We start from the raw sequence: 20,707 nt of genomic DNA, 5'->3' as shown, positions 1-20,707 counted from the left end.
GGAGTCAGTTCGACTCGGCGGCCAGCACTTGGTTCTCCAACTCCTCGCCCTCGTCGAGTCGCCCGAGGTTTCCGGCGACGATGTCGGCGAGGCGGTCCCAGTGTTTGGGCGTGTGGCCGCCCGTGTGGGGCGTGATGAGGCAGTTTTCCAGCCCCCACAGCGGGTGGTCGGCGGGGAGCGGCTCGGGGTCGGTCACGTCGAGGGCGGCCCCGCGAATCTTGTTCGACCGGAGGGCAGACACGAGCGCGTCGGTGTCGACGATGCCGCCGCGGGCGGCGTTGACGACCACCGCGTCGGTCGGCATCGTGGCGAACTCGGCGACGCCGATGAGTCCGCGGGTCAGGTCGTTCAGCGGGCACGCGACGACGACGTACTCGCTCCGGGAGAGCGCGTCGTGAATCGCGTCGGCCTCGAAGCCGGCGACTTCGTCGGTCGGGCCGCCCTTCGACGGGGTGTAGCGGATGCCGATGGTCTCGACTTCGAAGCCCTGCAAGCGCTGGGCGACGGCCTGCCCGATGGAGCCGAGACCGATAATCGTCACCGTGCTGTCGGTGAACTCGCCGGACTGGAAGTGCCGCCACTCGGCGCTCTGCTTGCGCCGCCAGCCCTCGTGGAGCCGGCGGGCGAACACGAGCATGTTGCCGATGGCCTGCTCGGCGATGCCGGGCGCGTGGATGCCGCCGGCGTTGGTGACGGCGACGCCGTGGTCCGCGAGCGCGTCCATCGGGACGTGGTCGGTCCCGGCGAACGTGCAGGCGAACAGTTCGAGTCGGTCGGCGCGGTCCAGCAGGTCCTCGTCTATCGTGATGCCCGTGACGACGCGGGCGTCGGCGACGAGTTCGCGTTCCTGTTTCGGCGTCCGGGCGAGCGTGACGGTCCGGTCCGGGAGGCGCTCGCGGAGCGCGTCGGCGTACGATTCCATCGAAAGGCCCTCGGTCCCCTCGCGGAGGACGACGATGTCTGTCTCGGTCATGGTGTGAGTCGCGCGCGTCGCGGGCGCGGTTGCTACATCGATTGGGTGACGCTCCCTTAGTCTTTTTGTGTAGCCGGTGTCCACGGATACCGTTTATGCTTAAGTGGGTGGCGAGTGGTACGTGTACGCATGGCTGACGCCGTTCGAGCGCGATTAGCGGAGCTTCGCAGAGACCTCCACCGCCACCCCGAACCCGGCTGGTGCGAGTTCCGGACGACCGCGCGGCTCGTCGAGGAACTGCGCGCCATCGGCGTGGACGAACTCGCCGTCGGCGCGGACGCCTACGACCCCGCAGACCGGATGGCCGTCCCGAGCGACGACCGGCTCGACGAGTGGTACGAGCGGGCGCTCGACAGCGGGACCGACCCGGACCTCCTCGAACCGCTCCGCGGCGGGACGACCGGCTGTGTCGCGGTCCTCGACCGCGGCGAGGGGCCGACGGTCGGCCTCCGGGTCGACATCGACGGGCTGTTCATCGAGGAGTCGGACGACGCGGCCCACGACCCCGCGGCCGAGGGCTTCCGCTCGGAGACGGGCGAGACGATGCACGCCTGCGGCCACGACACCCACATGACGTGGGGGCTGGCGACGCTCGAAGCCGTCAAGAAGAGCGACTTCTCGGGCCGACTCGTCGTGTTCTTCCAGCCCGCGGAGGAGGTTTCGGGCGGCGGCGCGCCCATGGCGAAAAGCGAGTACGCCGCCGGCATCGACTACTTCTTCGCGGTCCACGTCGGCCTCGACCACCCGACGGGCGAGGTCGTCGCCGGCATCGAGAAACCGCTCGCCATGTGCCACATCGACGCGGAAATCGAGGGCACGACGGCCCACGCGGGGAAAGCGCCGGAGGCCGGCGCGAACGCCATCCACGCGCTCGGTACCGCCATCGAGAGCGTCTACGGGATTCCGCGGCACTCCGACGGGATGACCCGCGTCAACGTCGGCCGGGTCGAAGGCGGCACCGCGAGCAACGTCATCGCCGACGAGGTCGAGGCCGTCGCCGAGGCGCGCGGCGAGACGACCGAACTCATGGAGTACGCGAAGTCCGAACTCCGCCGGCGGTTCGAGAAGGCGGCCGAACTGCACGACTGCGAGGCGACCGTGGACGTGGTCAGCGAGAGCCCCCGAGCCGACAGCGACCCCGAACTCGTCGAGGCGGTCGCCGACGCCGCCGAGGATGTGCGGGGCGTCGACCGCGTCGTGCCGACCGCCGACTTCGGCGCGAGCGAGGACGCGACGTTCCTCATGGAGCGCGTCCAGCAGGACGGCGGCCTCGCGTGTTACTCCATCGTCGGCACCGACCACCCGACGAGCCACCACACCGCGACGTTCGACGTGGACGAGCGAAGCCTCGAAACCGGCGTCGAAGTGCTCACGCGGTCGATTCTCTCTGTCGCCGGCGTCGAGTCGGCACCGGAAATCGAGGGAGCGAATCGATGAGCGACGGGCGCGTCACCGGCGAGTCGGCCCCGCCGGCGTCCGACGTCGTCACCGCCGACGACGTGGCGGACGCCCACGAGCGACTCGACGGCGTGGTCCACCGGACGCCGCTCGATAGCTCGCGGACCATCGCCGACCGCTGCGGGGCCGAGCGGGTCGACCTCAAACTGGAGAACGTCCAGCGGACGGGGTCGTTCAAGATTCGCGGCGCGTACAACGCGATGGCGCGACTCCCCGAGTCGGTGCGCGAGCGGGGCGTCGTCGCCTCCAGCGCCGGCAACCACGCGCAGGGCGTCGCGCTCGCGGGCGACCTGCTCGGCATCGACACGACCATCGTCGTCCCCGAAATCACCCCGGCGGTGAAAATCGACGCCACCCGCGGCTACGGCGCGGACGTCGTCGTCGAGGGCGACATCTACGAGGAGTCGTACGAACACGCCCTGCGCCTCGCCGACGAGGAGGGGCTGGAGTTCGTCCATCCCTTCGACGACGCGGCCGTCATCGCCGGACAGGGAACCGTCGGGCGGGAAATCGCGGCGGACGCGCCCGACGTGGACACGGTTCTCGTCTCTATCGGCGGCGGCGGCCTCATCTCCGGCATCGCCACCGCGATGAAGGCGCGGAACCCAGACGTGCGCGTCGTCGGCGTCCAACCCGAGGGCGCGGCCCACGCCAAGCCCTCGCTGGAGGCCGACGAGATTCGCATGCTCTCGGAGGTCGATACCGTCGCCGAGGGCATCGCCGACGCGCGACTGTTAGAGCGGACGTTCGCTGTCGTCCGCGACCGCGTCGACGACGTGGTCTCGGTCGAAGACACGGACCTCGCGGTCGCCACGACGGTCCTCGCCGAGCGGGCGAAGGCGGTCGCCGAACCGGCCGGCGCGGCCCCGGTCGCCGCGCTCCTCTCCGGCGCGGTCGACGTCGAGGGCGAACGCGTCGCGGCCGTCGTCTCCGGCGGCAACGTCGGCCTGTCCGAACACGCCGAACTGACTCGCGTCGGGATGCAGGCGCTCGGGCGCGCCGTCGAAGCCCGTCTCGAACTCGACGGCTGGCCGGCGGCGCTGGGCGACCTCTCGGAGACCGTCGCCGACGCGGGAGCCGAACTCGATAGCGTCGAGCGCGCCGCCCGGACCGCCGCGGACGCGCCGAACCGGGTTCCGGTCGAGGTCCGACTCGCCGGGAGCGGCCCGGACCACCTCGCGGACGCGCTCGACTCGCTGGCCGCTCTCGACGGCGTCGAGGTCGTCTCACACTCGCTGAACAGGCGCGTCGGCGAGTCCACCGAGTCGGCCTGACGAGTCCGGAAAAACGAGGGTGGCCCGTCTCGGGTCCGCGTCTTTTTGTGCTGTTCGTTCGGCGACGCCGACGCTCACGCGGGCACTTCGGTCGCCACGGCGTCCATCGCCTCGCAGAAGATGCCCACGCCCATCTCGATTTCGCGCTCCGTGGAGTCGAGCGGGGGCAGGAGGCGAATCGTCTTCTTCCCGCAGCCGAGGGTGAGCAGACCGCGGTCGAGCGCCGCCTCGACGACGGCGTCGCGGCGCTGTTTGGTGTCGAACTCGACGGCGAGCATGAGCCCCTTGCCGCGGATATCGACCACGTGGTCGGGCGCGTCGTCGGCGAGGAGTTCCTTCGCCTGTCGGCCGCGCTCGGTCGCGTTGTCGAGCAGGTCGTACTCCTGGATGGCGTCGAGCGTGAGCGCGCCCTGCATCGACGCGAGCAGGTCGCCGCCGCCGAACGTCGACCCGAGGCGGTTCTTCTCGGTCGGGAAGACCTCGGACCGCGAGACGGTCGCGCCGACGCGGAGGCCCTTCGCGCTGGCGATGACGTCGGGTTCGATGGGGTAGTGGTCGGCGGCCCACATCTCGCCGGTGCGACCGACGCCGGACTGAATCTCGTCCACGACGAGCGGGATGTCGTAGGTGTCGCAGACGTCGCCCACCTCGGCCATGAACGCCTCGCTCGGGAAGCGGTACCCCCCGACGCCCTGAATCGGTTCGAGAATCGCGAACGCCACCTCGTCGGGGTTGACGTGGCCGCCCTCCGGCGACAGCGAGCTCCGCAACTGCGACCCGTCGCCGGCGAAGAAGCCGCAGTCGCAGGTCTCGGTCGAACAGCCCGAATCCGCGCAGAACGGCACCGTCTCGATGCCCGCGACCTGCGGGTAGTGGCGGGTGTAGACCTCCTTCGACTTCGTGAGCGAGAGCGTCCCGAGCGTCCGCCCGTGGAAGCTCCCCTCGAAGGCGTAGCCGTACTTCGCGGGGGCCTTGCGGTCGTGGGTTATCTTCATCGCGTTCTCGACGGCCTCGGCCCCGGAGTTCGACAGGAACACCGTGTCCATCCCGTAGTGAGAGGACACGTCGGTGAGCTTGTCCATCAGGTGACTCGACCCCGGGAACTCGGCGGTCTCGGGGTCCGGTCCCGCGCCGAAGTACATGTCCTGACCGGCGATTTTCATCGGCTCGACGAGGTCGAACTCCCGGAGCTTCGACAGCACCTTCTCGTTGTTGTAGCCGAGCGGGGCGGCCCCGATGTGACAGGTGAAGTCTAGGAGGACGTTTCCGTCCACGTCGGTGACGAACGGGCCGTCGGCCTCGGCGGTCACGTCCCAGACGAACTCGTGGGAGTACTCGCTGGGCGCGGCGTGCTCGTGGTGGAACTCGACCCACTTCTCGGCGTTGGGTCCGGGCAGCGCTGCTGCGTCCGGCTCTGCGGTATCCCTATCCATACACAGGATTTGTTAATGGTGTACATTAAAACTTGGTATCTCAGGAACGACCGTGTGGGTCTGTTCGCGACGGTCGGGTCGACCGCATCGGCCGCGCCGCCGGCGCTCGCGGTCGGAACCGGGCCGCAGAGAACGGAGACGGACGGCGACGGGGACAGAGACGGGGACGGAACGACGTTCGGCTTGATTCGGCGTCAGTCGTCGTCGTGGCTGGAGACGTTCGCGGCCGGCGCTTGCCCGCCGGTCGACTCCGATTTCCCCCAGAGGCTCGTCTCGTCTTGGAGGAGGAGGCTCCCGTAGTCGTCTTGGAAGGTGTTGATGAGCCCGAGCGTCGCAACCACGCAGATAATCGCGAACGGCGCGCCCGTGATAATCGCCGCGGACTGCAGGGCGTTCACGCCGCCGACGACCATCAGGATGGACGCGACCGCGCCCTGAAGCACGGCCCAGAAGATGCGGTTGAGTGCCGACGGCTCTTCCTTTCCGCCGGTCGTCATCATCGACACCGCGAGGGTCGACGAGTCGGCGGAGGTAACGAAGAACGTCGTCACGAGCACGAGGAACGCGAACAGGAGGAGCGGCCCGGCGATGGGGAGGTTACCGAAGAGGACGTACCCCGAGACCGCCTCGCCGTACTCCGAGACCGGTCCGAGGACGTTCGCCGCGCCCGTGTGCTGCATGATGACGCCCGCGCCGCCGACGATGGCGAACCACGGGACCGTCGCCAGCGAGGTCGCGCCGATACCGGCGAACGCGACTTCGCGGACGCTCCGACCGCGCGAGATGCGGGCGATGAACAGGCCCGCGAAGGGCGACCACGCCAGCGGCCAGAGCCAGTAGAACACGGTCCACGCGTTGACCCACTTGGTGGCGCTGGTCGCGGTGGCCTGCGTGAACAGGCTCATCTCGAAGAAGTCGCCGACGAAGCCACCGGTCGCCTGCGTGCCGAGTTCGAGGATACGGAAGGTCGGCCCGAATATCAGCGTCGCCAGCATCAACAGGGAAAACAGAGCCATGTTGAAGTTCGAGAGCCGGCGAATCCCCTTGTCGACGCCCAACACCAGCGAGACGGTGAAGATGACCACCATGCCGGTGATGACGAGGACGGTCCCCACGTCGCCGAGTTGGATACCCCACTGGAAGTTCAGGCCGGTGATGAACTGGCTCCCGATGAAGCCCAGCGAGGTGGCGACGCCGCCGAGCGTCGCGAACACGGCGAGGATATCGACGACTTTCCCTATCGCGCCGTCCACGTTGTCCGCGCCGAGAATCGGCGTCAGAACCGCCGACACTCGAAGCGGCGCGTCGTAGTTGTAGACGAAGTACCCGATGGCGAGGCCCATCACGGTGAAACACGACCACTGGGTCAGACTCCAGTGGAAGATTGAGTACTGGACCGCGAGCGGCATCGCCGCCGCCGACTCGGCTTGGGCCCCGTACAGCGGCGGGACCGACGAGTAGTGGAACAGCGCCTCGGCGGGCCCCCAGAAGACGATACCCGCCGCGAGCCCGGCGGAGTACATCATCGCGAAGTACGAGAGGAAGCTGTACTCGGGGTCCTCGTCGCCGAGCTTCAGGTTCCCCCACGGCCCGAAGATGACGAAGCCCAAGAACAGGACGAACCCGAGCATCGCCAACAGGAAGAACCAGTTGAACGTGGCGAGAATCCACCGGCGAATCCCGAGGACGAAGTCGTAGGAGGCCTCGGGGTTGAGACTGAACGCGCCGACGAAGAGCAGCGTTATCGCCGCCCCGAACGCGAACACCACCGGCTCGATTTCGTCGAGGAACTCACCGACCGCGCCGTTCGAGGAACTCACCGCCGACACCCCCCGAGCGCGGGAGCGCCCTCGGCCCCCGTCTGGACGGGACCGCCACCTCTCAACTGTCTGGTCGAGGCCCGCGCCCCGTGCTGTGCGACACGACGACCGTTGCACGCGTGTGCTATGGTATGATCTGTCATACTATCGCTCCGCCGGACACCATGCTACGTGATGTCTCACATCACGACAAGTGCGTACATTCCCAATAAAATTTGTGGTTATCGGTAACGCCGAGAACGAAATCCGTTTACAAACGGTCGAAAAGTCGCCGACACGGCGCGGGTGAGCCGTCTCGTCGCAGTCGGGGCGGCGCTCTCGACGCCCGTTGTCTCCTCCTCGCTCGCCCGTTTCACACGAACTGTAGACAGACCGCCGGAACTCGCCGGACTTTGGCCCGTTTCGGCCGAATATCCGGTCCGTTCGTAACGCTTAATCGAATTCGTACACGCGTTCTGTATATGGCAAACGACGGCGACGGAACGGACGGCACCGACGACCTCGCTTACGCCGCCGACCGCGGTCGCGGTATCCTGACGCCGAGCGACCGCGAGTTCCTGCTCGGCCGGAAGACCGACTACACCGACCACTCGAAAAAGCAGAAGCGAAACCGGATTCGGCGCCGCCTCCGCAACGCGATACTCGATTTCACCATCCTCTTCGAGTCGCTCGAAGACCGCGACCGAGAGACGGTGTTCAACCCCGACGCCGCCGACCGCGAGGCGTACACTCGGGGCATCACCGATATGCTCGCCTTTCTCCACCTCGGGACGATGGGCTACTACACGCCGTTCAAGGACATGCTCGCCGAGGGCGTCAACAAGGCCGAACAGGAGCTCGCTGGCTCCGACTACCGGATGGTCACGGTCGATTTCAACGTCGAACCGGTCGGTCAAATCGACGTCGACGCCGTCATCGATAAGCTCGAACGCGGCGCGTTCGACCAGCTCACCGACGAGGAGTTACAGGCGTTCGTCAGGCTCCTCGCGGAGTCCGACGACTTCTCCGCGACCGACCTGCGCGCCGACATGAAAGCGCAGATGTCCGAGTTCGTCGACCGAATCGACGCCGCGAACGAGCGGCGCGACCGCCGGGTCGACGAACTGAACGACTGAACCGCGGTTCGTCGGCCTCCACGGGTCGGCGGCCGTGCGGCCGGGACGCGGCCGGGTGCGCCCCAGGCCCCGCGACCTACCCGAGATACGCTATCGCGTCCATCTCGACCCGCACGTCGCCGGGCAGTCGCGCGACCTCGACGCAGACGCGGGCCGGCGGCACCTCGTCGAACCGCGCGCCGTACGCCTCGTTGACCCGCTCGTAATCGTCGAGGTCGGCGACGTACACCGTCAGTTTCACCGCGTCGTCGAGACCGTCGCCGCCGGCCTCGGAGACGACGGCCGCGATGTTGTCGAGCACGCGGTCGGTCTGTGCCTCGATGTCGCCGTCGACCTCCTCGCCCGTCTCGGGGTCGACCGGGCCGTAGCCCGAGACGTAGAGCGTGTCGCCGGCGACGACGCCCTGCGAGTAGGGGTTGTCCGTGCGCGGGGCGTCGTCCGTGGTGACTCGTTCCGGTGGCATCGTGGTGTGCGTGAATCGTGTGGTGTGCGCTTAGCGCGCGACTCAGAGCCGCTGTTTCTCGGCCGTGACCGCCTCGATACCGTCGGTGATGACGTCGAGCGCCGTCTCCGCGAGGTCGCGGGTGAGCACGAGCGGCGGAAGCAGACGCAGGATGTTGCCGTGCCGGCCGGCCTTCCACACCAGCACGCCGCGCTCGAAGCAGTACTGCTGGAGCGCGTCGGCCGCGTCGCCGTCGGGGTTGCCGTCGGCGTCGACGAACTCCGCGGCGATGAACAGCCCCCTCCCGCGAACGTCCACGACTCGGGGGTTGTCCTCTGCGACCTCGGAGAGCCGACCGCGGATGTACTGGCCGAGGTCGCGAGCGTGCGCGAGGAGGTCGTGTTCCTGGATGTACTCGATGGCGCGGGTGCCGGCGCGCATCCCGACGACGTGGCCGCGGTACGTGCCCGCGTGGTCGCCCGACCCCCACGTGTCGAGGTCCTCGTGGTAGATGGTCGCCGACAGCGGGAAGCCGGTCCCGCCGAGCGCCTTCGCCGAGGTCATCACGTCCGGCGTGACGCCGTACCACTCGCTGGCCCACCACTCGCCGGTGCGCCCGAGGCCGCTCTGAATCTCGTCGAACACCAGCGGCACGTCGTTGTCGTCGGCGATGTCGCGGAGACCCTTCAGGAAGCCCTTCGGCGGGGTGACGACGCCGCCTTCGCCCTGAATCGGCTCGACGAAGATGCCCGCCGGGTTGGCGAGGCCGCCGTAGGGGTCCTCGAAGATGGCCTTGACCTCTTCGAGACAGTGGTCGACCGCCTCCTGCGGTCCCTTGCCCATCTCGACGGTGTTCGGGTAGGGCGCGTGGACCACGTCGGGGAGGAGCGGCGAGTAATCGCCCTTGAACTTCTTGTTGCCGGTGAGGCTCATCGCGCCGCTCGTCGCGCCGTGGTACGCGCCGCGGAAGGCGACGAGACCGGTCCCCCCGGTGTTGTACTTGGCGAGTTTGATGGACGCCTCGATGGCGTCGCTCCCCGTCGGGCCGCCGAAGACGACGCGGTTGTTCCCGCGGAGTCCCTCGGGCGCGATTTCGTCCAACTTCTCGATGAGGTCGAGTCGCGCCTCCGTCGGGAAGTCGACGGTGTGGACGAACTTGTCCGTCTGCTCGTGGACCGCGTCGAGGACGTACGGGTTCGAGTGCCCGACGTTCAGCACGCCGATGCCGGCGAACATGTCGATGAAGGTGTTGCCGTCGGCGTCGCGCACCGTCGCGCCCTTCCCGCTTTCGAACGCGATGGGGATGTCTTCGGGGTACGAGACGGCGCTGCTGTCGATTCGCTGTTGCTTTTCGAGGAGTCGCGTCGACTTCGGCCCCGGAACGTCGCCCACGCTCGGCGCGTCGTCGAAGTGCAACTCGTGAATCGGCGGACCTGCGACCATACCTCCACCCATGTAGAACAGTCATAAATAATTTGTCCACGATTCCTATTGATAACGTACACAGTATCCGGTTTCGGAACCGGCTTCCCGTGGTGGTTTGGTTAGCGACACGACAGTAACCACAATGGATTTGTGCGAGGCAACTCCTTCTTTTTCCAATGTTACACTCGAAAGGTCCGCTTCTCACGGTCGACTTGGGAGACGAGACGAGTCGGACGGAAGACATCGACGGGATTCTCGAATCCTACGTCGGCGGACGCGGGGTGGCCACCCGACTCGCCCACGAGCGCGTTCCCTTCGACGTGGACCCGTTCAGCCCGGACAACCGGGTCTACTTCAGTACCGGCCCGATGCAGGCGTCGAACATGAGCTTCACCGGCCGGACGAACTGCACCAGCGTCTCGCCTTTGACCGGCGGCCTCTGCTCGTCGAACGCCGGCGGGTTCGTCTCGCGGAACTTCGCGGACGCGGGCTACTCGGCGGTCGAACTGACGGGCACGAGCGACGAACTGGTCGTCCTCCACGTCACCGACGAGGGCGTCGAGTTCGAGGCCGTCCCGGACCTCGCCGGCGCGACGGTCCCCGAGACGGTCGCGTACCTCGACGACGAACACGGCATCGAGGCCGACCGGACGATGGTCGTCGGCCCCGCCGGCGAGAACCTCGTGCGCTTCGCCTCTATCATGACGAGCGAGGAGCGCGCGTTCGGCCGCGGCGGTCTCGGCGCGGTCCTCGGGTCGAAGAACGTGAAGGCGCTCACCTTCGGCGGCGACTCTGCGCCGGACATCGAGATTCCGTCGTCGCAGATGGAGATTCACCGCGAGGCCGCCACCGACGACCACATCATGAAGCGTCAGGGGACGGTCGCCGTGCTGGACCTCGCAAACGAGATGGACGGGCTCCCGTCGTACTACTTCTCCGAGCGCCACTTCGAGGGCGCGGAGGGTATCAACGGCGACGCCGTCGAGGAGAAGAAGTACAAGAAGGGAACCTGCTCGGCCTGCGCGTTCGCGTGTAAGCTCCCAACGAGAGACGAGGAAGCGGGCGTCGAGACCGAGGGCCCCGAGTTCGAAGTCACCATGGCGTTCGGGTCGAACTCCGGCGTCGACGACATCGTCGAGGTGATGAAGTCGAACGAGCTGTGCGACCGCTACGGCCTCGACGCCATCTCGGCCGGCAACACCGTCGCGGCCTACCTCGCCAGCGAAGACGAGTTCGGCAACACCGACCTCATCCACGACCTCGTGGAGAAAATCGCGCTCCGGGAGGGCGTCGGCGACGACCTCGCGGAGGGAATCGCCCGCGTCCACGACGACCTCGGGGTGGAGAACTGGACGGTCAAGGGGATGGACTTCGCCGCCCACGAGGGGCGCGTCCTCCACGGACAGGGCCTGTCGTACGCCGTCGCCAACCGCGGCGCGGACCACATGTACGCGGTGTTCTACTCCCAGGAGTACCCGCTGGTGGGTAAAGACGACGCCTACCCGCCGGAGGGGTTCGAGGGCAAGCCCAAGCGCCTCATCGAGAAGGAAAACCAGATGGCGCTCAACGACAGCGGCATCGTCTGCAAGTTCTCGCGGGACTTCATGACCCCCGAGCGCTACGAGATGCTGTTCGGTGCCGACTTCGAGGACCTGCTGGCGGTCGGCGACCGCATCGTCACGCTCGAACGGCACTTCAACAACCAGCGCGGCTTCGACCGCGGCGACGACACGCTCCCGTACGCCGACGAGTTAGACGGGTTCGAGGCGGCGCTCGAAGCGTACTACGAGCGTCGCGGCTGGACTGACGACGGCGTCGTTCCGTCCGGAAACGTCCCGGCGTAACGCGTCCGAGTACCGCCCGACGGATTCACCGCCTCTCTCGCCCTCTCGTTTTCACTCTTCGTTCGGCTCGCTCGCTTGGGTCTGGTACAGTTCCGCGACGCCCTGTTCGAACCGCTCGGCGGCGCGTTCGAGCAGTTCCACCTGCGTCGCCCGCGTCTCCTCGTCGACGACGTACGCCGGGCCGCTCAGGTTCAGCGACCCGTACACCTCGCCGCGCGGCGACTTTACGGCCTTCCCGATGGCCCAAAACCCCTCGACCGCCTCGCCGCTGTTCTCGGCGTACCCCCGCTCGCGGACGGTCGCCAGCTCCGCGAACAGCTCGTCCTCGGTCGTGATGGAGTCGTCCGTCGCCGCCGGAAGCCCCCACCGGTCGATGATTTCCCGCACCCGCGTCTCCGGGTACTCGGCGATAATCGCCTTGCCGGAACACGTCGTGTGGACGTGGAACGGACTGCCGTCGATGAGAAACCGCGGAGAGTTCGCGAATTCGAGGTCGCCGTACAACGAGACGATGCGACCGTGTTCTTCGACCGCGAAGTCCGCGTCCATCGACGACTCGCTGTCGAGCCACGAGACGGTCTCCTGCGCGACGCGGTAGTACTCCTTGCGCGTCCTGACGTAGTCGCCGAGGTGGCAGAACTTCGCCCCGAGGTGGTACTCGTTGTCGACGTTCACGACGTAGCCGTACTCGGCGAGCGTCTTGAGGTGAGCGTGGACCGTGCTCTTCGCGAGGCCCGTCGCCTCGACCAGCTCGCTCATCGTCGCCCCCTCCAGTTCGAGGATGTGATCGACGAGCGCCAGCGAGGCGGCGGTCGTCTTGAGCACGCCGGACGGGTCGTGTCTATTCATGGAGGGGAGTCAACGGTCAGGGGTTAAAGCTGTACCTCCGTTCGAGGCTGCCGTCGTGCCGACCGGCGACGGCGACGCTCGAACTGGGCGCTCGCTTGTGAACGAATCGCCCCGACTCATCTGCCATCTGACCGTTCCGCAGGGTCGAACATTTATCAGCAATCGCCGAGTGTGACAATAGTTAACACGCGACTCTAAGCTGATTACGAAGCACCGAGATTGGAATTATCCGTTCCTCGGCGGGCGTCTCGGCTCGTCTGTATATACGTATTCGGAAGCGAGGAACGCCGCCTGTCCCGAGTCGCGCGAAATCGGGTTTCAGGGGCGAACGAGCGCCCGAAACGACCGCTTTCGACTAGATTTTTGGACGCGTGAACGTTTAAGTAACCTCTGCGACCGGAGACTCCCCCCGACTCGTCCCCCGTCCAGTCCGCTGACGCGCCGTCGCCGTGGTGTTCGTTCGTCGTCGATTCACCGCGCGTCCCCTTCGCACCGATTCATAACGGAACTGAGGTGTCGCCACGGTCGGCCGGCATCGTCCCGCTGCTGTCGTCGCTCTCTTGCCGCCGCTGTCGTCCTCGGCCCGCTCGCTCTCCCGCCCCATTACAGGCGTAACTGTGTAATTCGGTTGGTCACGGTCACGCCGCCACGGGCGGTTGTCGTAGACGCCGGAGCGTTGACGCCGCTATCGCGTCGCCTCGAACGCCGCCTGCGCCGCGTCGAGTACCTCGTCGTGTGCGCGCCCGTTGGACGCGACGAGGCCGGGCTGCCCCGGTCCCCACCCGTTCCCGTGAATGTCGGTTACTATCCCGCCCGCGCGCTCGACGAGGTAGGCTCCGGCGACGGTGTCCCACGCGTTCGGATGCTCGTCGAGTCCGATGACGGCGTCTATCGAGCCGTCGGCGAGTCTCGAAAGCGTTAGCTGCGTCGTTCCGAGCTTCCGCATCTCCCCGAACGTCCCGAAGACGTCCCCCGAAAGCCGTTCGATTCCCGGTCTGTCACCCTCCCGGTACCGAAGCGTCGAGGAGACGAGAAAGGCGCTGGTGTTCGGTTCGTCGTTGACCGAGATGGGCCGTCCGTTCCGCTCGACTCGCGCCTCCGTGGCGACGTACGTGTCGCCCGTCTCGGGGGAGACGTTCACCGCCGCAATCGGCGTCTGGTCTTCGACGACGGCGACGCTCGTCACCCACTCGCGGGCCCCCCGCGTGTAGTTTTGCGTCCCGTCTATCGGGTCGATAATCCACGCGTAGCCCGACTCGGGGACGGTCTTCAGTTCGTCTTCCTCCTCGCCGACGACCGCGTCGTCGGGGAACCGCTCTCGAATCTCCGCGATGACCCGCCGTTGCGTCTCGCGGTCGACCTCGGTCACGAGGTCGATTTCGTCGTCCTTCTGTTCGATGTCAAGTTCGGTCCTGAACCGCGCCGACGCGTGCTCTGCTCCCACTTCCGCGGCGGCGACTGCGACTGCTTCGCGGGGGTCTGCGTCCATGACGACTGTGCATTACGCGGCGAGAAAAAGCCTCGGACAGCGGACAGCGCTTCTGTCTCTCCGCCGCCGACGCCGACGGGTCTGGACTGAGGATGCCCGACAGAAGCGCCCGCGCGTACGGGTGTGCGGGCTCGGCGAACACCGTCACCGCCTCGCCCGCACAACCGGCCAATGATGCCGTCCCCGCCGCCGACGTTCCGCCTCGTATCTCGGTCAAATCTCGACGCTCGATATCCGCGACTGACGTCGTCTGGTCAGACTCTGTAGAACGACTCAGTTCGAGTATCATATGGTATATATACAACATAAATTTACTATTAATAATGAGTTTGGTAGTTGATTGTCACAATATGTGGGGTCCCGTGAGTGGCCGTCGTCTTCGCACGAGATGGGGGCGAACGCGGGCCGAGCCACGCGCTCGCCGGGCGACCCCACGGGACACAGAGCGGGTCAGTCGAGATAGCCGAGTTCGCGGAGTCGCTCCTCGACGGCCGCGTCGCGCTCGGCGGCGACCGTCCCGGTGAAGTCGATGGCGTCGCGGCGCTCGCGTAGCTGACGGTGCAGCGGCCGCCAGTCGGCACCCTCGGGGTTCGGAATCGGGGCGAGTTCACCCGCGTCGGCCTGCAGGTCGAACCCGTACAGTTCGTCTCCCCGCGAAATGAGTTTGTGCGTGGGCAGTCTGACGCCGATCTGTAACGCGGACTCGTCGATGCGACCGGGCGTCTGCCGGGTCGACGCGACTTCCGTCACGGCCGGTCGTTCCGGAATCGCCCTCCCCTCGATTGCGGGCCGGAGCGACCGCCCCCTGAACGACGACGGGGCGTCGACGCCGGCGTAATCGAGGACGGTGGGCGCGATGTCGACGTGTCTGACCTGCGTGTCGACGACGAGCGGGCCGGCGATTCCGCTCGCGGGCGGGCGAATCAAAAGCGGGACGTGAACCAACTCGTCGTACAGCGCGGGTTCGTGACCGACCTGTCCGTGCTCGAAGAGCGCCTCGCCGTGGTCGGCCGTGACGACGACGAGCGCGTCGTCGCCGACCTCCGAGAGGAGCGCTCCGACGCGCTCGTCCGCGTGCCGGACCGAGGCGTCGTAGAGTTTGCGAACCAACTCGCGTTCCCGTTCGCTGAGGCTGTCCGGGGCGTGTTGCGCCCGCGTCGTCAACTGGGTTGCCGACGACCGACCCAACCGGACGCCGACGGCCTCGCGGTGTCGCTTCGGCGGCGTGTAGGGAGCGTGCGGGTCGAGGAGGTGGACCCAGACGAAACTGTCCGCCGGCGCATCGGCGAGCGCTCGCCGCGCCAGCGACACCTCGTCGGCCCCGCCGCGAAGGCGGTACAGCGGGGCACTGCCGAACCGGAACAGGTACTGTGCCGCCCGGTACACCGGGTGGTCGAGGCCGAATCGGTTGATAAGGAACTCCCGGCCGCTATCGAGCGTCGGGGAACTGAACGCCCCGACATCGCGGTAGCTCTCGTAGCCGCGCGCGTAGCCGTATCTCTCGCCGAGCCACGGGTTCGCGTGAATCCCGGTACAGGTGTATCCGGCGTCGGCGAGCCGTTCGCTCAGGAGCGTCCGGTCCTCTCGAATCCGCTCGTACCCCCCGAAATCGAGCGGATACGTCGATGTCAACAGCGCCGGAAACGCGTACGGCGTCGCCGGGCCGTGGCTGACGGCCTGCGTGAAGACCGCGCCGCGCTCGGCGAGCGACTCCAGGGCCGGCGTTCGTGACGCTGTGCTGTTCGGCATGAACGACGCGTGGCTGGCGCGCCACGCGTCGACGGTGATGAGTAGCGTTTTCATTCGTCGGATACCTCGGCGGACGGTGCGCGGTCGCTGTCGATTCGTGACGGGCGAGCGGGGGACGCAGGTGGCGGACCGGTGGTCAGCCCCGCGGGAAACGCCGCCAGTCGAGCCACGCCGGACCCGCCTGTCTCGGCGGGACCGGTATCGTCAGTTTCGGCGTCGCTTTCGTTCGCGTTCACGTCGGCGTCGCTTTCGTTCGCGTCGACGGACGGGTCGTCCTCGGCCGGGACCGAGTTCAGTTCCATCCACAGCTCGGGAGGCACCGCGCTTCCCGCTGCGGTCGTTCCGTTCCCCGGGCCGCCGGTTTCGTAGTCGGTCGACTGGAGCACGACGCGGACGGCGTCGAACCGAACCGTCCCGTTGCCGCCCGCCTGTGCCCCGCGGAACTCGACGCCCGTCGTGGGTCGGTCGAGCGTGAACGCGAGCGTCACGTTCTCCCAACCGTCGGTCGCGCCGACGGTCCGCTCGGCGACGACCCGGCTGTTGTGGCCCGCGCCGACGTTCAGTCGCAACACGGGGTCGTCGCCGGTGCTCTCGACGTTCACGCGGTAGGTCGCGGTGTAGTTCCCCGGCGGGAGTTCGATATAGGGACCGAACCAGAGGTTGCCCTCGCCCGCCCCGCTGCCGACGATGTCGTCACCGACGACTCGCGCGTTCTCCTGACTGAGTTCGAACTCGCCGGCGTCGAACCGCTCGTCGAACTCGTAGTCGTCGTCGATGAGAGCAATCCGCCCGCTGTAGCCCCGTTTGTAGACGTAGATGCCGTCTTGGTACTGATAGAGACCGTACTCGGTTCCGAGGCGGTCGCCGAACGCCGCTTGAACGGCCCGCGACCAGTCGTACGGCCGGCCGGTGAGGCGGGTATCGTAGAGGACGTACTCCGGCGTGATAGCCCCGTACTCCAGTTGGTACTGGTGGAACATATCGGGTCGAACGACGTAGGTCGCGTTCGGCCGCATCGCGACGTGGGGGTAGATATCGTTCTGCGTGAGCAACGACGCGTCGGCCGGAATGCCGTCGATGGCGCGTTCGAGCGTCTCAGTGTGTTCGTTCTGCGTCGGTACCGGGACGACGTTCAGGTCGAACCCGACGACGGCTCCCGTGACGATGTTGATGGCGATGACGGTCGCCAGCAACCGAAACAGGAGCTCCTGAGACGGTATCGAAATCGCGCTCCGGCCCACGACGCGGACGGCTCCGACGTAGAGAAACGGGAGGAGGTAAAGCGGGTAGTGCGCGCCGAACATGTAGTAAATCGACCGCCCCGCGAAGAACCACGAAAACAGGAGGTACGGGGCGAGCGCACCGACCGACACCTCGTCGTTCAGCGAGAGGAAGACGACGGGGACGAGAAAGACGACGAAGTAGAGCAGCTTGTCGGAGAGGTTCACGCCGAGCGCGCTGACGATGAGCGTCGGGTCGCGCACGCCGAGCGCGAGTAGCTCGCCGACGCCCACCCGCGGACCGACGTACGGCTTGAGCGGGCCGGCGATGGACGCCATCGGGATACCGCCGTAGAGGCTGAATCGGTCCATGACCGCCCCGGAGAGCACCTGCGCGAACAGGACGAACAGGAAGCCGGCGAGGAGCACCCAGCGCTCGTCGTCGAGTCGGCCGCCGCGGTACGCCGCGACGACGAGGCCGGAGAGCGCGCCGATGACGATGAAGATGACGAACTCGTTCGTGAGGAGTACGAGCGCGAGAAGGCCCAAGAACGCGACGTATCGGCGGCGGGCGTACGCGTAGTACGCGCCGAAGATGAGAACCGGGAGCAGCGACTGCTCCTGGAAGTCGAACAGCCACGCCGACCAGAGGAACGGGTTGAGCGCGTACGAGAGGACGACCGCCCCGGCGAGGCGGTCGCTCCGGATGTGCGTTCGGGCGACGAACCAGAGGGCCAGCACGCTGGACGCGAGGAGGAACGACTTCGCGACGAGGAGCGTCATCGGCGACCGAACGACCGCGAAAAGCGGGAGGAATAACAGGAGCGTCAACGAGAAGTGCGCACCCCAGTAGGAGCCCTCCGGGTGACTCACGCGGTACTTCCCGTGGATGAGAAATCCCTGTCCATCGAGGGTCGTCGAGAGCATGTGGACGTACGAGCCGAAGTCGGACCCCGTCGTCCAGTAACCCCGGTAGAGTTGGACCGTGAGGAGGCTGAACACGACGAACACCCCGGCCGAGACGGCCACGACGGACCACGTCGGTCTGTCGACCTTCGCCAGTCGCTCCTGCACCGCGGGCCAATCGAGGTCGCCCGCGACCGCGCCCTCTCGACTCGCCTGCCAGACGAATCGGTCGCTGGCGGTGAAGCCCCAGAGCGCGCCGACGCCGATAGCGGCGACGTTGGCCACGAGGTAGTGCAGTCCGAGGAGTTCGACGAACGCGACGAGCGCGACGACGCCGATGGCGATACCGACGAGCCGCGTCATCCCGTACTTCGTCGCCCGCCACGCCCACGGCCGGTGTCCGATGCCCCCGTAGGACCGCCACGTCCAGCGGTCGTTGATGACGAAGTTGACGAACGTGCTCACTACCCGACCGACCGTGCCCCCGATCACGTACGAGAGGCCGCCGATGCCGCTCACGAGGAACAGTAACCCCTCGTTGATACTGATACCGACGAGGCCGACGATGAGGTACTGGACGAACCGCCTGTTACGCCCGGTGAGCGGGAGCGAACGGAGTCGGTCGGCGACCGATTGGTCGCCGCTCATCCGACGACCTCCGGGCGAGACGCCGGGACCGTCTGCCCGAGCAGTAACCGCTTGAGTTGCGGGTAGACGACGTCGAACCCGTGCGTCTCGCCCTCGCGGCGCGAGACGCGACACCGCTCGTCGTAGCCGTCGCCGCGTTCCCACTCGTCGTACAGCATCGCTATCGCGCCGAGTATCTCGTCCGGCGTGTCCCGGTGGAGAACCGCCTCGTTTTCGACGTCGTGGGTCGGCAGCGACGTGGTGACGACCGGCGTTCCGGAGGCGCACGCCTCGTTTATCACCATGCTGTCGGTGTCGACGCGGGCCGCGTGGAGGACGACGTGCGCTCGGGCGTACGCGTCCGCGAGTTCGTCTTCCGTAAGGAACCCGAGGTCCGTGACGTGCGGGTCACTCCCCGTTCCGGTCGCCAGTAACCGAACGTTCGGCGGGAGGCGACGGGCGACCGCTCGCACCGTGTCCCATCCCTTCTCGCGGATGCGCGCGGCGGTAACGAGCACGGTGAACTCGTCGTCGAGCGGGACCCGCCCGGGATAGAAGCGGTCTGTGTCGACGAAGTTGGGGATGTACACCGTGTTCGGGTGCGGCGACCTGAACGCGGGCGTCACGGTGTGGACGGCGGTGTACCGTCTGATGTCGGTCGCACCGATGGTTCGGTAGAGCGCCTTCACGACCGTCGGAACCGGTCCGTAGTGCGATTCGAACAGCCGCGGCGAGACGTAGACCCACGAGTGAATGCCGGCGATGGTCCGACTCGCTCCGGTGAAGAACAGTTCGGAAAGCGGCGCGTAGAACACGTACGCGGTATCGTACGCCGAGAGGTCGTGTCGCCACGCCTCGCGGTACGGGACGGCCGCGTCGAGAACGTCTCTGACGGCGACGCGGCGCGTGTTCCCGGGCGCGTACGGGAGCGCGTGGACGGCGACGTTCACGCCGTCGGCGACGAGTCGGTTCGCGAGGGCGGCGGTCCACTTCTCGCCGCCGCGGTAGTGTTCGAGCGAGAGGTGCGGACAGAGCGCAACGCGCATATCGGTGGCGGTCGCGGTAGCGGGTTGGGCGGGGGGTGCCGCGCGCGACGCGCCGCGGTCGTCACCGAACGGGACGGGTGGAAAGTCGGTCATGCGCGAACCCGCCGGTGACTGTGGTACGAAAGCTTCGCGAGGTGCAGCAGATATTCGAGGTACTCCCGAGACGAGAGCTTCGAGTCGCCGTTTCGCCGGTCCACGAAGACGTACGGGACCTCCCGGACCTGCGCCCCGTCACAGCGCGTGAGCAGTTCTAAGAGGATCTTGTACCCGGTCGGGCTGAGCGTCGCCTCCCGGAGCAGGTCGCGGCGGACGACGAAGTAGCCGCTGAGCGGGTCTGCGACGCCTCTCGCCGACGGGATACAGAGCCGAGCGAGAACCGTCGCGCCGTAACTGACGACCCGGCGGTGCCACGGCCAGGCGGCGACGCCGCCGCGGGAGACGTACCGACTGGCGATGGCGATGTCAACGTCGTTGGCGACCGTGTCGACGAGGACGGGCAGCAACTCGGGCGGGTGCTGTAAGTCCGCGTCGATGACCGCACAGCAGTCGGCGGTGGCGTGAGCGAATCCGTAGGCGACAGCGGTTGCCAGCCCGCGCGCTCCCTCGCGCCGGAGGACGCGAACGTGGTCAGTCGCGTCGTACCGCCGTTCGACGAGTCGCCACGTCCCGTCCGGGGAGTCGTCGTCGACGACGATGATCTCGGAGGGGTGGTCGGCGAGGGCGTCGAGACAGCGGTCGATCGCCTGCAGGATGTTCTCCGCTTCGTTGTACGTCGGAATGATGACAGACACTCGTGGGGTGGCGGGCGTCGCCTCCTCCCGTACGGCCGAGTGAGCGGCCGTATGGGTACCGAAAGATACCTCTCTGTAGTGTGGTTCGGGCTGACTCATGGGTGCTATGCGTTACCATGATAATATGGGTTGAGATGACATATACTCTCTCCACAACGGTTATATTCTAGAAGTTTATTCTAAATTTATTTATAATCTTTACAGTATTTTTTGCGCGCGTGACGAAGTCGGTTCCCTGAATTACAC

General features: G+C 67.0%; 15 protein-coding genes. 4 read left to right on the top strand and 11 right to left on the bottom strand.

What is annotated here, in order from left to right; translation table 11 throughout:
* Positions 1 to 4: 4 nt before the first annotated feature.
* Entirely contained in the window at positions 5 to 973 is a 969-nt protein-coding gene (locus BN996_RS14925) for a D-2-hydroxyacid dehydrogenase (protein ID WP_089780379.1), read from the bottom strand.
* A 129-nt stretch (positions 974 to 1,102) separates the two neighbouring features.
* Between BN996_RS14925 and BN996_RS14920 the strand changes: the two genes are divergently transcribed.
* Together BN996_RS14920 and ilvA are read left to right on the top strand one after the other, a co-directional pair.
* Entirely contained in the window at positions 1,103 to 2,410 is a 1,308-nt protein-coding gene (locus BN996_RS14920; RefSeq protein ID WP_089780377.1) for an amidohydrolase, read from the top strand.
* Entirely contained in the window at positions 2,407 to 3,705 is a 1,299-nt protein-coding gene (gene ilvA, locus BN996_RS14915; RefSeq protein WP_089780375.1) for a threonine ammonia-lyase, read from the top strand. The genes BN996_RS14920 and ilvA overlap by 4 nt, the downstream gene beginning before the upstream one ends.
* Before the next feature lie 74 nt (positions 3,706 to 3,779).
* Here ilvA and BN996_RS14910 read toward each other — a convergent pair whose 3' ends face one another.
* Complete coding sequence (locus BN996_RS14910; RefSeq protein ID WP_089780373.1) at positions 3,780 to 5,138, bottom strand: aspartate aminotransferase family protein; 1,359 nt, start codon at positions 5,136 to 5,138, stop codon at positions 3,780 to 3,782.
* 194 nt (positions 5,139 to 5,332) lie between these two features.
* The gene (locus BN996_RS14905) at positions 5,333 to 6,967 is read right to left on the bottom strand and encodes a BCCT family transporter (protein ID WP_089780371.1); all 1,635 of its coding nucleotides are present in this window, start codon (positions 6,965 to 6,967) and stop codon (positions 5,333 to 5,335) included.
* 452 nt (positions 6,968 to 7,419) lie between these two features.
* Between BN996_RS14905 and BN996_RS14900 the strand changes: the two genes are divergently transcribed.
* A complete protein-coding gene (locus BN996_RS14900) occupies positions 7,420 to 8,073 on the top strand; it encodes a DUF8102 family protein (protein ID WP_089780370.1) in 654 nt (217 codons plus the stop codon).
* A 76-nt stretch (positions 8,074 to 8,149) separates the two neighbouring features.
* Here the strand turns inward: BN996_RS14900 and BN996_RS14895 are convergent, their stop codons facing one another.
* Positions 8,150 to 8,536, bottom strand: coding sequence for a Rid family detoxifying hydrolase (locus tag BN996_RS14895; protein ID WP_089780368.1), 387 nt, complete (start codon positions 8,534 to 8,536; stop codon positions 8,150 to 8,152).
* A gap of 42 nt (positions 8,537 to 8,578) precedes the next feature.
* Positions 8,579 to 9,958, bottom strand: coding sequence for an aspartate aminotransferase family protein (locus tag BN996_RS14890; RefSeq protein WP_089780367.1), 1,380 nt, complete (start codon positions 9,956 to 9,958; stop codon positions 8,579 to 8,581).
* A gap of 158 nt (positions 9,959 to 10,116) precedes the next feature.
* Between BN996_RS14890 and BN996_RS14885 the strand changes: the two genes are divergently transcribed.
* Positions 10,117 to 11,784 (top strand): aldehyde ferredoxin oxidoreductase family protein, encoded by a 1,668-nt coding sequence (locus BN996_RS14885; RefSeq protein WP_089780365.1) that lies wholly within the window; start codon positions 10,117 to 10,119, stop codon positions 11,782 to 11,784.
* Between the two features lie 51 nt (positions 11,785 to 11,835).
* On the opposite strand, the gene BN996_RS14880 is transcribed toward BN996_RS14885, so the two are convergent.
* The 6 genes from BN996_RS14880 to BN996_RS14855 all read right to left on the bottom strand — a co-directional run bounded on the left by BN996_RS14880 (position 11,836) and on the right by BN996_RS14855 (position 20,461).
* Positions 11,836 to 12,633, bottom strand: a complete 798-nt coding sequence (locus BN996_RS14880; protein WP_089780362.1) for an IclR family transcriptional regulator — start codon at positions 12,631 to 12,633, stop codon at positions 11,836 to 11,838.
* A 685-nt stretch (positions 12,634 to 13,318) separates the two neighbouring features.
* Positions 13,319 to 14,122: an inositol monophosphatase family protein gene (locus BN996_RS14875; RefSeq protein ID WP_089780360.1), complete on the bottom strand. Its 804-nt coding sequence runs from the start codon at positions 14,120 to 14,122 to the stop codon at positions 13,319 to 13,321.
* 450 nt (positions 14,123 to 14,572) lie between these two features.
* On the bottom strand, positions 14,573 to 15,925 hold the full coding sequence (locus tag BN996_RS14870) for a sulfatase (protein ID WP_042662776.1): 1,353 nt from the start codon (positions 15,923 to 15,925) through the stop codon (positions 14,573 to 14,575).
* A complete protein-coding gene (locus BN996_RS14865) occupies positions 15,922 to 18,645 on the bottom strand; it encodes a GtrA family protein (protein ID WP_089780358.1) in 2,724 nt (907 codons plus the stop codon). The genes BN996_RS14870 and BN996_RS14865 overlap by 4 nt, the downstream gene beginning before the upstream one ends.
* Positions 18,642 to 19,763: a glycosyltransferase family 4 protein gene (locus tag BN996_RS14860; RefSeq protein ID WP_193310963.1), complete on the bottom strand. Its 1,122-nt coding sequence runs from the start codon at positions 19,761 to 19,763 to the stop codon at positions 18,642 to 18,644. Before BN996_RS14860 ends, BN996_RS14865 begins: the two co-directional genes overlap by 4 nt.
* Positions 19,760 to 20,461, bottom strand: coding sequence for a polyprenol monophosphomannose synthase (locus tag BN996_RS14855; RefSeq protein WP_089780356.1), 702 nt, complete (start codon positions 20,459 to 20,461; stop codon positions 19,760 to 19,762). Before BN996_RS14855 ends, BN996_RS14860 begins: the two co-directional genes overlap by 4 nt.
* Between the last annotated feature and the right edge of the window lie 246 nt (positions 20,462 to 20,707).

The organism is Haloferax massiliensis, assembly GCF_001368915.1.
GTDB classification, from domain to species: domain Archaea; phylum Halobacteriota; class Halobacteria; order Halobacteriales; family Haloferacaceae; genus Haloferax; species Haloferax massiliensis.
This window is presented reverse-complemented; position numbering and strand designations above follow the sequence as displayed.

Coding starts and splice junctions, on each gene's coding strand:
- BN996_RS14880 (WP_089780362.1), bottom strand. CDS start 12,633: ATGAATAGACACGACCCGTCCGGCGTGCTCAAGACGACCGCCGCCTCG.
- ilvA (WP_089780375.1), top strand. CDS start 2,407: ATGAGCGACGGGCGCGTCACCGGCGAGTCGGCCCCGCCGGCGTCCGAC.
- BN996_RS14895 (WP_089780368.1), bottom strand. CDS start 8,536: ATGCCACCGGAACGAGTCACCACGGACGACGCCCCGCGCACGGACAAC.
- BN996_RS14860 (WP_193310963.1), bottom strand. CDS start 19,763: ATGACCGACTTTCCACCCGTCCCGTTCGGTGACGACCGCGGCGCGTCG.
- BN996_RS14875 (WP_089780360.1), bottom strand. CDS start 14,122: ATGGACGCAGACCCCCGCGAAGCAGTCGCAGTCGCCGCCGCGGAAGTG.
- BN996_RS14890 (WP_089780367.1), bottom strand. CDS start 9,958: ATGGTCGCAGGTCCGCCGATTCACGAGTTGCACTTCGACGACGCGCCG.
- BN996_RS14865 (WP_089780358.1), bottom strand. CDS start 18,645: ATGAGCGGCGACCAATCGGTCGCCGACCGACTCCGTTCGCTCCCGCTC.
- BN996_RS14920 (WP_089780377.1), top strand. CDS start 1,103: ATGGCTGACGCCGTTCGAGCGCGATTAGCGGAGCTTCGCAGAGACCTC.
- BN996_RS14925 (WP_089780379.1), bottom strand. CDS start 973: ATGACCGAGACAGACATCGTCGTCCTCCGCGAGGGGACCGAGGGCCTT.
- BN996_RS14885 (WP_089780365.1), top strand. CDS start 10,117: ATGTTACACTCGAAAGGTCCGCTTCTCACGGTCGACTTGGGAGACGAG.
- BN996_RS14900 (WP_089780370.1), top strand. CDS start 7,420: ATGGCAAACGACGGCGACGGAACGGACGGCACCGACGACCTCGCTTAC.
- BN996_RS14870 (WP_042662776.1), bottom strand. CDS start 15,925: ATGAAAACGCTACTCATCACCGTCGACGCGTGGCGCGCCAGCCACGCG.
- BN996_RS14910 (WP_089780373.1), bottom strand. CDS start 5,138: ATGGATAGGGATACCGCAGAGCCGGACGCAGCAGCGCTGCCCGGACCC.